The organism is Sediminimonas qiaohouensis DSM 21189 (assembly GCF_000423645.1).
GTDB classification, from domain to species: Bacteria; Pseudomonadota; Alphaproteobacteria; order Rhodobacterales; family Rhodobacteraceae; genus Sediminimonas; species Sediminimonas qiaohouensis.
In genome coordinates this window covers 22,146-36,394 of the sequence record NZ_AUIJ01000029.1, presented here as the reverse complement: position 1 = coordinate 36,394, position 14,249 = coordinate 22,146, and the positions used below count along the sequence as shown (strand labels likewise).

11 protein-coding genes, 1 tRNA gene and 2 pseudogenes are annotated in these 14,249 nt (G+C 57.8%); 8 read left to right on the top strand and 6 right to left on the bottom strand.

What is annotated here, in order from left to right:
• The first annotated feature begins 18 nt into the window (after nt 1-18).
• Together G568_RS0115530 and G568_RS20730 are read left to right on the top strand one after the other, a co-directional pair.
• Nucleotides 19-95, top strand: a tRNA-Met gene (locus G568_RS0115530).
• A 232-nt stretch (nt 96-327) separates the two neighbouring features.
• Complete coding sequence (locus tag G568_RS20730) at nt 328-534, top strand: hypothetical protein (protein ID WP_026758877.1); 207 nt, start codon at nt 328-330, stop codon at nt 532-534.
• A 126-nt stretch (nt 535-660) separates the two neighbouring features.
• On the opposite strand, the pseudogene G568_RS20725 reads toward G568_RS20730, so the two are convergent.
• The 5 genes and pseudogenes from G568_RS20725 to G568_RS0115500 all read right to left on the bottom strand — a co-directional run.
• Nucleotides 661-1,656, bottom strand: a pseudogene (locus tag G568_RS20725) (recombinase family protein); the annotation flags it as partial.
• A 35-nt stretch (nt 1,657-1,691) separates the two neighbouring features.
• Complete coding sequence (locus tag G568_RS0115515) at nt 1,692-2,735, bottom strand: tyrosine-type recombinase/integrase (protein ID WP_026758875.1); 1,044 nt, start codon at nt 2,733-2,735, stop codon at nt 1,692-1,694.
• Nucleotides 2,732-4,438, bottom strand: a complete 1,707-nt coding sequence (locus G568_RS0115510) for a site-specific integrase (protein ID WP_026758874.1) — start codon at nt 4,436-4,438, stop codon at nt 2,732-2,734. Before G568_RS0115510 ends, G568_RS0115515 begins: the two co-directional genes overlap by 4 nt.
• A gap of 139 nt (nt 4,439-4,577) precedes the next feature.
• Nucleotides 4,578-4,814 (bottom strand): MerR family transcriptional regulator, encoded by a 237-nt coding sequence (locus G568_RS19080; protein WP_051203071.1) that lies wholly within the window; start codon nt 4,812-4,814, stop codon nt 4,578-4,580.
• A 203-nt stretch (nt 4,815-5,017) separates the two neighbouring features.
• Complete coding sequence (locus tag G568_RS0115500; RefSeq protein ID WP_026758873.1) at nt 5,018-5,665, bottom strand: hypothetical protein; 648 nt, start codon at nt 5,663-5,665, stop codon at nt 5,018-5,020.
• Between the two features lie 1,119 nt (nt 5,666-6,784).
• On the opposite strand from G568_RS0115500, the gene G568_RS0115495 reads away from it, so the two are divergent.
• From G568_RS0115495 to G568_RS0115465, 6 genes and pseudogenes are all read left to right on the top strand, one after another.
• On the top strand, nt 6,785-7,108 hold the full coding sequence (locus G568_RS0115495) for a hypothetical protein (protein WP_026758872.1): 324 nt from the start codon (nt 6,785-6,787) through the stop codon (nt 7,106-7,108).
• Between the two features lie 75 nt (nt 7,109-7,183).
• Nucleotides 7,184-8,149, top strand: a pseudogene (locus tag G568_RS19075) (IS481 family transposase); the annotation flags it as partial.
• A gap of 659 nt (nt 8,150-8,808) precedes the next feature.
• Nucleotides 8,809-10,596, top strand: coding sequence for a DNA polymerase type-B family protein (locus G568_RS20330; protein WP_157084431.1), 1,788 nt, complete (start codon nt 8,809-8,811; stop codon nt 10,594-10,596).
• 190 nt (nt 10,597-10,786) lie between these two features.
• Nucleotides 10,787-12,523: a DUF6880 family protein gene (locus G568_RS0115475; protein WP_245582967.1), complete on the top strand. Its 1,737-nt coding sequence runs from the start codon at nt 10,787-10,789 to the stop codon at nt 12,521-12,523.
• A 123-nt stretch (nt 12,524-12,646) separates the two neighbouring features.
• Nucleotides 12,647-13,147 carry a hypothetical protein gene (locus tag G568_RS20325; RefSeq protein ID WP_157084430.1) on the top strand — a complete coding sequence of 167 codons (501 nt, stop codon included), beginning with the start codon at nt 12,647-12,649 and terminating at the stop codon, nt 13,145-13,147.
• Between the two features lie 143 nt (nt 13,148-13,290).
• Nucleotides 13,291-13,515, top strand: a complete 225-nt coding sequence (locus tag G568_RS0115465; RefSeq protein WP_026758870.1) for a hypothetical protein — start codon at nt 13,291-13,293, stop codon at nt 13,513-13,515.
• On the opposite strand, the gene G568_RS0115460 is transcribed toward G568_RS0115465, so the two are convergent.
• Nucleotides 13,512-13,997 carry a hypothetical protein gene (locus G568_RS0115460; RefSeq protein ID WP_026758869.1) on the bottom strand — a complete coding sequence of 162 codons (486 nt, stop codon included), beginning with the start codon at nt 13,995-13,997 and terminating at the stop codon, nt 13,512-13,514. The genes G568_RS0115465 and G568_RS0115460 overlap by 4 nt on opposite strands.
• Between the last annotated feature and the right edge of the window lie 252 nt (nt 13,998-14,249).

The window sequence follows — 14,249 nt, the reverse complement described above, 5'->3', positions numbered from 1 at the left end:
TGGCAATTCCGAAAACGTCGCGGGGTGGAGCAGCCCGGTAGCTCGTCAGGCTCATAACCTGAAGGTCGTAGGTTCAAATCCTACCCCCGCAACCACTTTTACCGAACCATGATCCACATCTGACAGCGCACCCGCCTGGGCCGCTTCGATCATGGCGGTGATTGCCCCCTCAAGCTCCATGTTGATACCGCCTGTCTGGTCCGGGTTCAGCGTCACGCGCGTGATGAGGCCGCGGATTGTCTCCAGCGCGCGTGGCCGGATATCCGGATCTTGCAGGCTCGTCGCTAGGCTGCCCACTTTCTCACGATAAAGTTCGGAGAGCTTTGGATGCAGCCGGACCGGAGTGGGGTCTGGTTCGGCGATCCGCGCCGCCAGCTGCGCCTTATGCGCTTCAAGCTCCTCCAGTTTACCGATCAGGCCGGGCGTGCGGAGCCCCTCCGCGATGGCGTCGTAAAGGCCCTGCACCTTCCTTTCCGTTTGGGCATGCTCCTGTTCCATGCGCTTGCGTGCGCCAACCTCGGCGCCGCGCTGTGAGTTGACCTCGGTGGTGAAAGCATCGACGAACGCAGCAACCGCGTCGGGTTGCATCAGGCGATCGCGCAACAAGCCGAGCACCGCGTCTTCGAGAACGCCGCGTTTGTAGGAGCGCCGATGCGTGCAGGTGCCGAGCTTGCGCGCATTGGAGCAGGCGACATAATCCTTGCCGGCGGTGACGACTGTTCCGCCGCAAGCGCCGCAGGACAAAAGCCCGCTCAGCAAATGCGTTTTGCGCCGCTTCTCCCAGAAGCGGCTGCGCTTGATGCCCTGAACCGCAGGCGTTGCGTCGATATCCTCCTGCCGTTCCTTGGCGCGTGTCCATTGCTCGTCATCGATGATCCGGAGTTCGGGAACCTCTCGAATGACCCATTCACTTTGCGGGTTCATGCGCGAGACGCGTTTGCCCGTCGCCGGATCCTTCACGTAGCGGAGTCGGTTCCAGACCAGTCGACCTATATACAGCTCGTTGTTCAGTATGCCGGTGCCACGCGTTCGGTGACCGCGGATGGCGGTATCGCGCCAGAGCTTGCCGCGCGGGCCGGGGATGCTGTCGTCGTTCAATTTGCGGGCGATCGCCTTGGGGGAGTGCCCATTGGCAAAATCCTGAAAGATCCTGCGCACGATCTCCGCCTCGGTGGTATTGATCATACGCTCGCCCTTGATTGGCTCGCCATCGGATCCGATGCGCTTTATCACATCGTACCCATAAGCGTTGCCACCGCCGGACCGGCCGGCCTCCACGCGACCGCGCAGGCCACGCCGCGTCTTGGCGGCGAGGTCCTTGAGAAACAATTGGTTCATTGTTCCCTTCAGGCCGACATGGAGCTCGCTGATCTCACCTTCGGAAAGGGTGATGATCTTCACCCCATAAAAGCTCAGCCGCTTGAACAGCGTCGCCACATCCGCCTGATCGCGGCTCAATCGGTCCAGCGCTTCTGAGACGATGACATCAAAACTGCCGCGGCTGGCCTCGTCCATCATGCGTTGCACCCCGGGCCGCTGCATGCTGGCCCCGGAGATGGCCATGTCGGAGAATTCTTCCGTCACCGTCCAGCCTTCGCGCGTGACGCGATCACGGCAGATGCGCAACTGATCCTCGATCGACGCTTCACTTTGCATCTGCGACGAAAACCGCGCGTAAATGGCAACTCGGGTCATGATCGTCCTTTCTTGAGCCGCTGCACGACTGCTGCGTAGTCGCGTCCGGCGTCGATCGTCTGGGCGTGGATGTAATGGCGCTCGGCTGTTCTGAACCCCGAATGTGCCAGAACCGGGCGGATCAGTCGCGCACTTTCTGGCGACATGCGGGCGAGCGTCGTCGCTGCCGCGTCCCGAAACAGATGCGGAGGCACCCGTTTGCCCACTATCCTGAGGGTGATATCCCCGATGCGGCTGCCTATGTAGTCTTGCCTCATGACCTCGCCGCGCTTGCCGACCCAGAGGATATCATGGCACTGGTCCCCGCGCGACAAAAGGGCAGGGCGCACCTCCTCGATGTAGCGGCGCAGGGCGGGTTCAACCTGTTGCGGGACGGCAGCCTCCCACGGCACGCCTGTCTTCGTCATCTTCTCTGAAAGCGAGATGAGGATCTCGTCCTCGATCACATGCACGGATTGCCCGAGAACCAGTTCGCAGAACGAACGTCGGCGGATGGGCAGGACGGCCAGGAGGGCAATCATCAGTCCGTCCCGCTGGAAGATCATGCGCTTGAGGGCGTTGGGAGCCGCTTCGGCATCGGTGCTGGCATGTGCCAGTCCGGCCTTGAGCAGCACCTCGCTTGAGAGGATGCGGCCCCGCTTGCGCGCAGGATCTCCGCGGCCGGCATGCCGCTTCAATCCAGTGAGCAGCCGGCGCTGCAAGGTCCAGTCCTGAGCTGAATCAGCGGCTCGCAAAACGCGCAGAACCCCGTCTACAAACATCAGGCGCGTCATGGGCGCTGTATGTGCAAGCGCGTCCAGCCAGCGCTGAAGCCGGTCTAGGGTGGCACGCTCTGCTGGTGGCGACAAAAGTGCATTGGGATCGGTGGCCTCAAGCCACTTCATCCAACGCGCATAGCGGGCTTCGAGCGTGGCGGACGAGGTTTGACGCAGATGTGCCAGGGCACCTGGGTCATCAAGCGGGCCTGCTTTCTTGTGCAGCGCGTCCCACATATTGCGGTCTGTGACAGGCCAATCGGCGCGGGGAAGAAGGAGGCTCATTTGCGCTGTCCTTTCTTTGCTTCCATCAGATCAGCAAAGGCGCGAGTCGCAGACTTCACTTCGAGGCCGGAATACAGGTTGATCGTATGGCTGACGTCCGAATGACCAAGCAGGCGGCGCGCCACCTCGTAAGCGCCTGGATAGGCGTCGAGCCAGTTCATCACGGCAGTGTGTCGAAACAAGTGAGAGTTGACCTCAAGACCGGTTACTTTGAACACACGTGTTTTTATTCGTGTTGAAAGCTGACCGGGCACCATCGGCCCCATTCCGTCGCGCCGTGGGAACAGCCACGGCGTTCCAGCAGGACACATATGTGGGCAGCGCGTCACGAGGTGGCGATCAATCATGCGGACCACGTCTTTGGGTAGCTCGAACTCGATCGGGCGTTCGTTCTTCAGGTCGTCTTCGGTCAAAACCAAATAGGCACGGCCATCGCCCGGCCGCTGGATATGCTGCTCCAGATGAATACCGGCCAGATTCTTGATACGGATCGGGCAAGCCAGAAGGATGGCGATGGCGACCGCATCCTCACGCGCCAGTGCCTTGGTATAGTCGTTTGACTTGCCTGGGGGCGGGCGGTTGAACACCCGTTCCGGCAACTCCAGCAAGCGCATCATTGACTTGTCATTTTGCAAGACGCGCAACCGGTTGCGATTTTTTGCGGTCATGCCGCGCTGCGGTTGCGTTGCAACGCGACCTGCGATTTTGGTCAGCTGCTTTTGCGTTGCGTCGTCCTGCCCTGTGATCCGTCCGAGGTTGCGCAACAGGGCTGCGACTTCACTGATCATCTTGATCGTCTTGTTCTCGGTGCGGGTCAGCATTTGGCGCAGGCCGCGTTCTGCCATCTCACGCGTCAACAATACTGCGATACTGTCGATCTTTTCGACCGGCACACCGGCATGTACGAGTTCGGAGGCAAAGCGGATAACCTGGCGACGGTATTGCTTCAGTGTCGTGGGGCGCAGCGCTTTTGCCCGACCATTCTCGGCCAACGGATCAGGCTGCGACAAACGCAAGATCAGGTGGTCCAAGTCTGCCAGAAAGGCCGCTGGAAAATCAGACTCTGCAAGCTTGATGATCTTCTGGCGCTGTTCTAGTGGCAGCTTCGTCCTCGGCCAGCGGGGCAAGCTGCGCACTGCGAGGTTCCAGCCGTTGACGGCAGCGCGGTAGGCCACGTCTGGCGACTTGCTGATCTCATTGCGGATCAGTGCATCCTTATAGGCCTGCGCATGCTTGATACGCACCTTCCCCGGCGCAATACCTTGGTTACTGAGGAAGTAAACAAAGCGACACAGGGCGGGCTGTAGTGTTGCGCTCTGCGGCGAGGCCAGCAGGCCTGACCAGAGTTTCTGCCAAGCCTGGGACAAGTCCGTGATCCGGTTTGCACGGCGTTCTACAATACCGACGTGCACCATCGCTGCGCGCGCATTGCTCACGGCGTTTTGCCAGGTCTTTGGTGTGAGCCCGAATGCGGCAGGAGAAATTTTGGAAAGGCGTGGTTGCAGCCAGCGGGTATGGCAGGGCACATCCTGCGGCGCGCGGCCAAGCGTCTTGGCGACGCGGTTCAATCCCGAAATCATATCGCGGCGGCGCGTGGGATTCAGACTCTGCTCCTGACCCAGCCGGACGATCAGATCGGCAAACATCGGCGTGCCCAACGGAACGAAGGCCACATCGGGGTCAATCCTGGCTTGGTGGGTCATCGGGTGGCTTCCTTTTGGGACATGTGTGGTCTCGGGTGGACAGGGGCGGCCAGAGCGCCCGATTCGGGAGAACACTAGCATGGAAAGTTCGCAAATTACGGTGACACCCTCTTCCCGAAAATCACGTAAGTAACGGACATCAAAGGACATTACTGGCCAGGCGTGCCTGCCAGAGATAGGCCCGCCGATAGGCCGCGTGGGCGTCCGGATGGATGCGGATCAAACGCCCGCCAGGACCGACGCGGATCACGTCCAGCAGCCCCGCCGCGATCGCCCGGCGCACCGTCTTTTCCGAGCAGTTGTCTTCCTGCGCGACGTCCTTGACGGTCTTGAGGCGGACCGGCGATTCAGGCTTCGTCTTGAGAGTTCGAGTCATGTTCGACACCTTCTTTCTCGGGTTGCAGCAACACGCCCGCGTCCCGCGCCGACGCCTCACCCAAAAGGTGGGCAAGAGCGAGAACAGCCTTGTCGACCGGCCTATTGGCCGGGACTGTATCAGTGGGTGTGGCGGGATCGCGTGTCATGGGCTGACCATGACAGGGGTCAAGGTTAGCTTACCAAGTGTATCGATTACTTGGGTCAGACCCGATTGGTCGGAACCATCTCACCGCGTCTTCGAAAACGACGGCGAGTAAGTTCAATGTCACGCCGCAGGGTCTCGCCACTCACCTCGCATGTTGGCGTCGTAACCATGCTTACTGCTGTCTGGATGAACCTGATCAGTTCGCCTTCGCGTTGTTGCTCGGGCTTGAGTTTATCGGCGCGCGTCGTGAAGGTGAGCTTCCGGCCGGCGTCCAGCCAGATGTAGCAGCAGCTCTCGACCACGCTCAGGCGCCGGTCGTCCGCGACTTTCCGCTTGTCAAGAGGCCGCACGACGACTTCGTTGCCGTTGTCGTCAACATAGGACGCTTTGAACTCTTTGCCCTCGCTAGTCTTATTGGGGGCGTGATGTTCCCGCTTCACGCGGATTAGGCTGACTTTGGAGTCTATATCCAGCGAGTAGCCCAACAGGACGGAGAGCTCTTGGGCTAGGCGCAGGTCCAAGAGAAAGCTCTGGGCCAGGTATTCGATCTGATCGCCGGTCAACGCGCCGTCATCGCCGTAGTCGGCCATACGAAATGGTAGCCTCTGATTGATCCCGTCGAAATGCAGATAGATTAGGTCGACGGGATCCTCCGTTTGGCTGATCTCTTCAATTTTCCTGGGCGGACGGTCTTCGGAACTCATGGGGCGTCCTGCTGTGCTCGACAGATGCCAGTCTAGCGCACAGGTGGCGCCAAGGAAAGCTGCACGACAAAGACCCGCTTACAAAAGGGACAAAGGAAGGACCTAGATGGTCCGGTGACGATGCGAACATGTTCATCATCCATTCATGAAGCCGCCAAATGACGCCCGGTTGGCGCGTCCCGGAAAGGTTGCCGTGGTCGCAAGCTGTGAGGACGTCAATCGATACACTTGGGAAGACATCTGCCGCTCGACCAATCTGGGCCGCGAAGTGCGCCAATTACGGCACTTCCCGTGCTCAGGTTTATCCCGGTGTCTTTCCAACGCACGCGCTAACGTAAAAGCACTGGCCACGGTTCGCCTGCGCACCGGCCGCCAAGCACAGGTTTTGACCCGGGGACTACCCCACCCCGCATCGAGACGACCCCTTTTGGTCCGATGCAGAAACGCGACAACGAAACCCACCGGCCGGTGAAGTCGAGGCTACGGCGCGATGTGACGGATCGGGGACTGTTTTGACTGGAGACGGTTAAAGCGGGGCAGGTGAAAAGCCTGCGGGGAAGCGGCTGGCCACCGGTAAATGGCATCGCGTGGATACGGGTCAGTAAGTGAAGGGCTTTCCCCTGCATGCCGGGGGGAAGGAGCGGGGGCCGGCTATTGTCTTGTCATTGCGCGGCTATCCGAAGGCTCCAAGTCGGAAGAGTAGTAAGCTGCTGGTCGCGGTGCCTGGGTCGGTTGCCTTTGGCCGACCATCACCACGGTCGTAGAGCATGCGGTCGAGAAATTTGGCAGCCTCGTCCTCGAACCTCGCCACGATGCTGCCCCGAAACCTAGCGCGCGGCCGCGCCTTGATCGAACCCTATCAAGCTTCATTGATGGGTGGCGTAACGGTTGAGTTCTCGGTAATCTGAGTAGTTGAAATGATGCCACTGGCGGTTACCGCCGCCGGTTGGGTGGTTTGCAGGTCACTTGGAGACTACGCCGCCCCTCGACTTTCCACAAACTCCTCGACACGAGCCGTCTGGAATCCGTTCCAAAGACATCCTACGTTTGGCTTGAACCCCTAGCTTTCGAACTTAGGACCGCCTACACGTAAGCATATGAAGCAAAATGCGAATAGCGATGTACGATGACGGTTTGACAATTTGGGTGGGGGATCTGGACGCTTGGATCAACGTAGATTTCTCCGGTGAGAATGAGGCTGAGCGTAATGCGGAGCTCTTGGAAGAAGACCTGAAGGAAATTGGCAACATTTCACTCTTCGCGCAAAAATCCATATCTTCAAGAACTCTTTTGTCGAAAGGAATAGAACCGGACGCGTGGCGCTGGTCTCTGCACGAAGCAGAAATCGCACTCGGTGGCATAGCGATTCAAGGTCAAATTGAGCGCCGCTTCGTGAGAAAACTAATTAACATGGGCAGTGGTTACGTGTTCCATCCCGGATGATCACATAGCCCCTCGTCGATCAGCGCTGTTCATGGCACGATCTGTTCTGAACGAGGTGCGAGACGGGAGATCGGCATGCTGATCAAGCTTCACAGCCAAGCGACGACCACACCGAAGATCAGGGCGGCCATCCAGGCGAGCGATGAACCGGCCTGGATCGTTGCTGAGCGCCACGGAACCTCCGAGCAAACCGTGTGGAAGTGGCGCAAGCGCGACGGCGTTGCAGACCGCAGTCACACGCCGCATCGGTTGCAGACGACGTTGACGCCTGCGCAAGAGGCCGTCGCCGTTGCTCTGCGTCAGACCCTGCTGGTCTCGCTCGACGACCTTCTGTCCGTGGTGCGCGAGTTCCTGAACCCGAATGCCTCGCGCTCAGGGCTGGACCGCTGTCTGCGTCGGCACGGTGTCGGCAACCTGCGCGACATGAAGGCCAAAGCCCCCAAGCCCAAACACGGCGCCTTCAAGGCTTATGAGCCCGGATATATCCACATCGACGTGAAGTATCTGCCTCAGATGGCGGACGAGTCCTCGCGGCGCTATCTGTTCGTGGCGATCGATCGCGCGACACGCTGGGTCTTCATCCGGGTCTTCAAGGCCAAGACGGCGGCCAACGCCCGGCGCTTCCTGCGTGACCTGGAGCGGGCCTGCCCGATGCGCATCCAGACGATACTCACGGATAATGGAAAAGAGTTCACAGATCGGCTCTTCGGCCTGCGCAAACGCGCTGCAACCGGGGCGCACGAGTTCGACACACTCTGCGCCGACCTCGGTATCGAGCACCGCCTCACCCCGCCGAAGTCACCCCAGACCAATGGCATGGTCGAGCGCTTCAATGGCCGCATCGAGGACGTGCTGCAAAGCCACCACTTCCAGTCCGGCAAGGAGCTGGAGACGACGCTGCACCGCTACGTCTGGCTCTATAACCAGAAACTCCCTCAATCAGCCTTGGGCAGCAAGACGCCCTTGCAGGCGATGAAAGATTGGCACAAACTCAAGCCAGAGCTGTTCAAGAAACAGCCATACTACCTTCCGGGATGTGACAGTTACGCTATAAGTCGCTATGCCAAGTGGGAAAGCTTACCATACTCGACAGCACTGACGGCAACATTTCCTCATGGGATAAGGGCGCTAATATACCAATACTTTGAGGCAGAGCCTGCGCTACAAGGCTTGCGCGGTTCATCAGAAAACTTGGTAATTCAAGATAAGCTCCAAGAAGCATTTAAGGCTGACGGCCTGACCGCATATGAAAAAACGGGTATCATACAAAACGTTCTGCATAGCAATGCCAGACTGCTCAACGGCCCAGAAGGGATTTTCCTTCTAGATAAAAATAGAACACGAAAAATCCTCTCCCTTTCTCGGTTACACTTTTTAGTTCGGGAAAGCAAGCTGGAGTCATTTGAGGCGCTGCAAAAGCTTGACAGTCAATACAGCGATATACGTAGATTGATCAACGATCAGGAGCTGTCAGGTTATCAAACTACTGGTCGAAAAATACGAAACTGGAAAAAACGGCACCTGCATTCACTTATTTTTCTTTTTCCATACTCTATTCGCAACGCGATTGCTCGCGGGTGCAAGCAAGTTTGCGAGGGATCAACTTCTTTGCAACGTGATCTTGCCGCCAATGAGCTGGCATTAGCCCATTGTGGGATGAAATTAATGCGGCAGCGTAGTATTGACGGAAGGAAATCCAAATGAGTGGTGCATTTCGATTTCATCTACCTGCAAGTGTTCTCCCGAGCGGCAAGTCTATAATGCTGCGAAAGCGAAAGCCGCAGGCGCCACGCGATATGATTCCGATTGGAGTGGACGCAATCTCAATCACGGATAATAACGGAACGCGGTCAATCTACTCGTATCAAGATCATGAGGATAACCGTTGTGTCACATTGACCCGTAAAGAAGCGGATCTTATTGCTCTTGCAAATCCAGGAAAACGGCCACCACTCGTTCTAGAAAAGATCCAACCATGGCTGCCAATGCAGAAGTATCGGGATAACTCAATCAAGAATTTCAACTCTCTCAAATATATTCTAAAACGGTATAAAAAGCACATAGAAAAACCGGGAAGCTTTTGTGATCAAAAATGGAAAACAATTTGTAACTCTATCCGTTTCAAGACCGAGCACGACGCGCGATTTTATTTGGCGTGGCATCTTCCAATTCAGGATGCCTATGCCCTCGAGGAAAGCAGATCCAATCGGCGTGTGATAGCTCTCGATTATAACTCAATGTACCCTTCCTGTATGCAGTATGACTTCCCACAACCATCAACATTAGATTATGTTTCCTTGAACAGAAATTTCTCCGAAGGTGAGTCGCTCCGTTTTGGACTGTATCGATGCGTGCTTCATCCACCAATATCAGAATTCATAAGAAAATATAATCCGTTTCGCTCTTTCTTCGCAGGGCGATATCTCGGAGCGGCCTTAAACGAACCGATTTTTGTGGACCTAAACGAATTCGAGATCCAGTATTTCCATCGGCATTTTGCAAGAATCGAAATGATCGATGGCATTGTTTCCGAACAGCGCATATCTCATCCTTTAGCTCGTGAGGTGCAAAGATCATATGCACGGCGAAGGCACTATCTCACTCAAGGTAACAAGGCGCTTGCGGATCGCGAGAAGTTTCTTATGACCTTACTAGCGTCAACTGCTCACCGACCTCGCGTATCGCGTCAAACCTTTACCTCTCGCGAGTTTGCCGGAGAGTATCTTCGACGAAATTTTGGGGTTTTTCTTGAAGAAGCTTCGCCTTTGTGTATGTCCACAAGGTGGATGGGCGGGCAGAAAGGTATAACGGTTTCAGTCTCTTCCGAGTCCTCAATTGTTAACTCTCCAGAGCTTTTTGATGGATCGACCTGCTTTGAATTTAACCAAAGGATCGTTGCACGCAGTCGAATAGTTTTACTTGAAATGATGGAACGACTTGCCAAAGAAGATCCAAGCGTTGAAATCTGCTATGCAAACATAGATTCCATCCATGCTTCGGTACCTGAAGAGAAGTGCGATGCAATATTAGCAACTTTGCGATCAGAATCTACTGATAAACTTGGGTCGTTCAAAATTGAAGAAGTTACCCGTTTTGGACTTTGGCTTGAACCGGGCAGGTACTGGCTCTATTCCGAGACAGTGGAGCGCTTTCGAAATGGCAGTATTGGTATAAAACGCGGGCCCTTTGCGGATCACTCAATTAGTGTCTTGATTAAAAAATTGAATGACCTTTTCATTCCTATCCGTATGAATGTTCGAATGGATTGCTCAATGTCGGACACGCGCACCGTAATTGGTGACGCTCATTCTGGTTTTGTTCGCCAACGCCTCGTAGAAGTTGGATCACAGTCAAATCTTGCCACTATCCTTGAGCGTCTTGAAAGAGGTCGTAACGATAGCATTCCGCGACGAATGCGTAAGTTTAGAGAGCTTCAGGCGCGAATCGCGGATTGCGGGGACGCGCTGCCTCGAGTCCCCGCAAATTAACCGACGTTGCATTACCGCCGTAGGCGGCCCCCAGCGGGGGCGTGTTCGGAGAACACTCGCCGCAGGAACGGTTACACCGAGCAGATCCTGCGTGAACGCGTATAATATATCGTGATGTTCAATGCCAGTGTTATGAACGAACGCACAGGCAACATTACCACCTTTCGTTTTCCCTCGAAAATGCTGCGCGATGCAGTTTTGCCCGCAACGCGAAAGTTTTGGCGCGGCATCGACGCATCTGATGAATAGCGGGCTAGGCTGCAAACGACGGGGCGCGGTTTCCTGGACGCGCGGACTCGACGTGACACGCCGCGGTCAGCAACGTTCTCAATCGGCTTTCGCCGCACGCTACACGAAAGGCGGCTTTCGGGAAATTGCCGAAACTTTGCAAACTCCGCATCCTGCGCATTGCCGCCATTTGTGCTTGTCGCAGAAAGACCTGTGCGACATTGTCCGCGCGACGCACCACAACAAAGCCGAACCCGTAGCCATGTCCAAGAAGACCCTGAACCAGGCCAACCTCGAGAAACTGGGAGCGGAGAAGCTCGCTGCACTGGTCATGGATTTGGTGCAGGGGAACGCCGCCCTGCAGCGCCGCGCGCGGATGGAACTCAGCGCCGCCCATGGCCCCCGGGAGGTTGCAGCCGATCTGCGCAAACGCTTCGCCTCGCTGCGGCGCGCGACCAGCTTTGTCGACTGGCGCAAGCAACGGGCGCTGGTCAAGGATCTCGAGGGGCTGCTGGGAATGATCGAAACCATCATCGCCCCGCAGGATCCGGACGAGGCCTTCGAACTGCTCTGGACTTTCCTGCAACTCGCCCCCTCGATCCACGAACGCACGGATGACAGCAACGGCGCGATTGGTGGCGTCATGAGCGACGCTGTGGACCTGATCGCGGAGATGTCGCCCGGGATTTCCAGGGACCCAGCCGCCCTGGCCGAACGCGTTCTCGACGCGGTCGCCGAGGCCGGTTACGGCGAGTTCGACGGGATTATTCCCGCGACGGCGGAGGCGCTCGGCCAGGAGGGGCTCGAGCATCTCAAGCGGATCACGCAAGCCTGGGCCGAGGCGCCACCGACCGAGCGCGAGCTCGAGCGATACCAAAGCTATGGCCTCATGTCGTCTGCCGAAGACAGTGTGCGCCGCAACAAAGAGGTGACGAGGTCGATCATCCTGGCGGATGTCGCTGATGCCCAGGGAGATGTCGACGCCTACATGGCGCGTTATTCCGCAGAGCAGCTGACCTACGGCACCATTGCCCCCGACGTGGCCCGGCGCTTGCTGGACGTGGGACGTGTCGATGAGGCTTGCGACATCGTTACCCGTGCCCGCGCCGCCGAAGACGGCAAGTCGTTCGGCATGTTCCGCTACGATCTCGATGCGATCTTTGAAGAATGCCTTGAGCGGCAGGGCAAGTCGGAGGACTTGAAGGCCCATCTGTGGACGACATTCGAACAGACCCTCAGCGCGCCCTGCCTTCGGAAGTATCTGACGCTGCAGCCCGATTTCGATGACGTCGAGGCCGAAGAGGCCGCTCTAGACTTCGCGGAGGCCTACCCGCATCTGGGCGCGGCGATCGGCTTCCTCGTGGACTGGCCGGCGCGCGACCGTGCGGCGCGGGTCGTTCTGGCGCGGGCCGAAGAGCTGGACGGAAATTCCTATCATACGCTCACGACGGCGGCCGACGCGCTCGAGGCCGGGCACCCGCTCGCCGCCACGCTGATGCGCCGCGCCATGGTTCTGGACACGCTGACCGGGGGCAAGTCCAAGCGCTATCGTCACGCGGCGCGGCATCTGGCCGAATGTCGGGCCTGCGATGCCGCCATCGAGGACTATGGCGACCGTCATTCCCATGCGCAGTTCCTTGAGGCGCTCAAGCAGGACCACGGCCGAAAACATGGATTCTGGCGCCTGGTCGATCCTTGATCCCGGCCTGATGCTGCCATTGGGGCTCGAAGCATCGCCGTGCTACGGTTGAGCAAAAGCGGAGGTTAAGGCAGGCGGTTCAAGACCATTGCCTCGCCAAGAATAATCTCTCATCCTAGGGCTATGAGAGAAGAGGTCCTCGCCCGAATTCAAGATATTTTTGACGTTCCAGTAATGCAGAACAACCTGCGGGGCCTGTGGGTAGAACTGATGGTTCTTGAATTGCTTGGCAGCGAATGGGAGCATTCCGGAAACGACTGGGCGGCCTGGGATCTTGAACGAAATGACGGCCTTCGCGTTGAGGTTAAACAATCTGCGCGGCAACAGAGTTGGGGGCCTTCGAGTGGGTCACCTCGATTCAGCATTGCGACCGCAAAAGGACACTACCCTGACGGAAAGACCTATGCTCCCAATATTTCCGGCAAGAGGTTGGCAAACCTGTATATCTTTGCATGGCACGACGGCGTTGATCAACGTTCTGCTTCAGAGTGGCAGTTTTATGTCGTTCAGGCCGATAGGTTGCCAAGATCGCAAAAGTCGATCGGTCGAAATGTACTGCAGAAGTTAACCAACCCCGTAGATGCCACTGAACTACTTCGCGAAGTCTCTCGCTTGGGCCGTTGAAATCGGCCCATACCGGCCATTGACCGGGCCCACCTCCGCTGCGATGCAGCGCGTCATTCCGGACTTTCGCTGCGACCGCAAGATGGTGGACGTGACGCCGAAGGAGTGACAAGCTCATCCCGGACATTCTGGGAGGGCTGCATTTGCATACTGTCAAGACATTCGACCACGAGGGACGCTCGTTTGAAATCAAGATGGTCAGCGACGGGGACGGCTGGCACCTCAAGGTCTTTGTCGATGGGAAGCCGACGAAGGTGGACGGGAGCGTGAGCCACGAAGTCCAGCAGGACGCCGCACACTATGAAATCGGTGACCCGCGCAAGATCATTGCCGATGCGCTGGAAGATTTCATCAAGGGGAACGGTTAGGGCATCGCCGCCGCGACCTCGGCAGTCACGTCGCGGACCCCGGCGGCGGACCACACGTCCTCCCGCAGGATGAATTTGTGGCTGTTGGTGTGGGCGACGTAGGTTGACCGCGCCTCCACCACGCCGCGCGGGATCAGCGCCGCCCTGACCACGCAGAAGTCATCATCGAAGATCACGCCCGCCAGCACGTCGAAGTGCCCGCCCGCAAGGTCGCGGATTGCCGATAGCTGGCGCGACGGGTTGCGCCGGTGGACCCGCCGCCCCTTGATCTGGAAGCGCGTCCCGTCCGGTCCGGTCGCATCGTATCCCCGCTCAGAGTTCGGGGCCTGAGCCCAGCCGAAGGCGGCGCAGAACAGGTGTTCGGCAAGGTCTCCGGTCGGGTTGTTGGCACTGCGCACGACACCCCGCGTCCGCAGCTCCTCGCCTATCTGGGCATGGAGCCGGAGGAGTTCGGCGGCGGTCAGTCTGGCAAGGACAGGCAAAAAGAATCTCCCAGAGCGGCATGTCACTGATTCGGCAATAATATCTCGATGATGCGCAACCCCGCCACCATCGACATTGCGCTCAAGCCGTTTCAGGCGCGCATCCTGTCGCTGCCCCTCGAATTGCACCAGTTGCTTGACGGCGGGCGCGCTGTCGGAACTGGAGCAGTCATTGGCTGCAATACAAAAGATCTCCAAGCCGACCTCGGATGCAGCGCGGCATCCTGGCTTTGGTGCCGACTTCGTCAACAA

Bases quoted from the DNA above. Each gene is read 5' to 3' on its own strand.
- G568_RS20730 (WP_026758877.1), top strand. From the start codon at position 328: ATGCAGCCGGACCGGAGTGGGGTCTGGTTCGGCGATCCGCGCCGCCAG.
- G568_RS0115515 (WP_026758875.1), bottom strand. From the start codon at position 2,735: ATGAGCCTCCTTCTTCCCCGCGCCGATTGGCCTGTCACAGACCGCAAT.
- G568_RS0115510 (WP_026758874.1), bottom strand. From the start codon at position 4,438: ATGACCCACCAAGCCAGGATTGACCCCGATGTGGCCTTCGTTCCGTTG.
- G568_RS19080 (WP_051203071.1), bottom strand. From the start codon at position 4,814: ATGACTCGAACTCTCAAGACGAAGCCTGAATCGCCGGTCCGCCTCAAG.
- G568_RS0115500 (WP_026758873.1), bottom strand. From the start codon at position 5,665: ATGAGTTCCGAAGACCGTCCGCCCAGGAAAATTGAAGAGATCAGCCAA.
- G568_RS0115495 (WP_026758872.1), top strand. From the start codon at position 6,785: ATGTACGATGACGGTTTGACAATTTGGGTGGGGGATCTGGACGCTTGG.
- G568_RS20330 (WP_157084431.1), top strand. From the start codon at position 8,809: ATGAGTGGTGCATTTCGATTTCATCTACCTGCAAGTGTTCTCCCGAGC.
- G568_RS0115475 (WP_245582967.1), top strand. From the start codon at position 10,787: ATGCAGTTTTGCCCGCAACGCGAAAGTTTTGGCGCGGCATCGACGCAT.
- G568_RS20325 (WP_157084430.1), top strand. From the start codon at position 12,647: ATGAGAGAAGAGGTCCTCGCCCGAATTCAAGATATTTTTGACGTTCCA.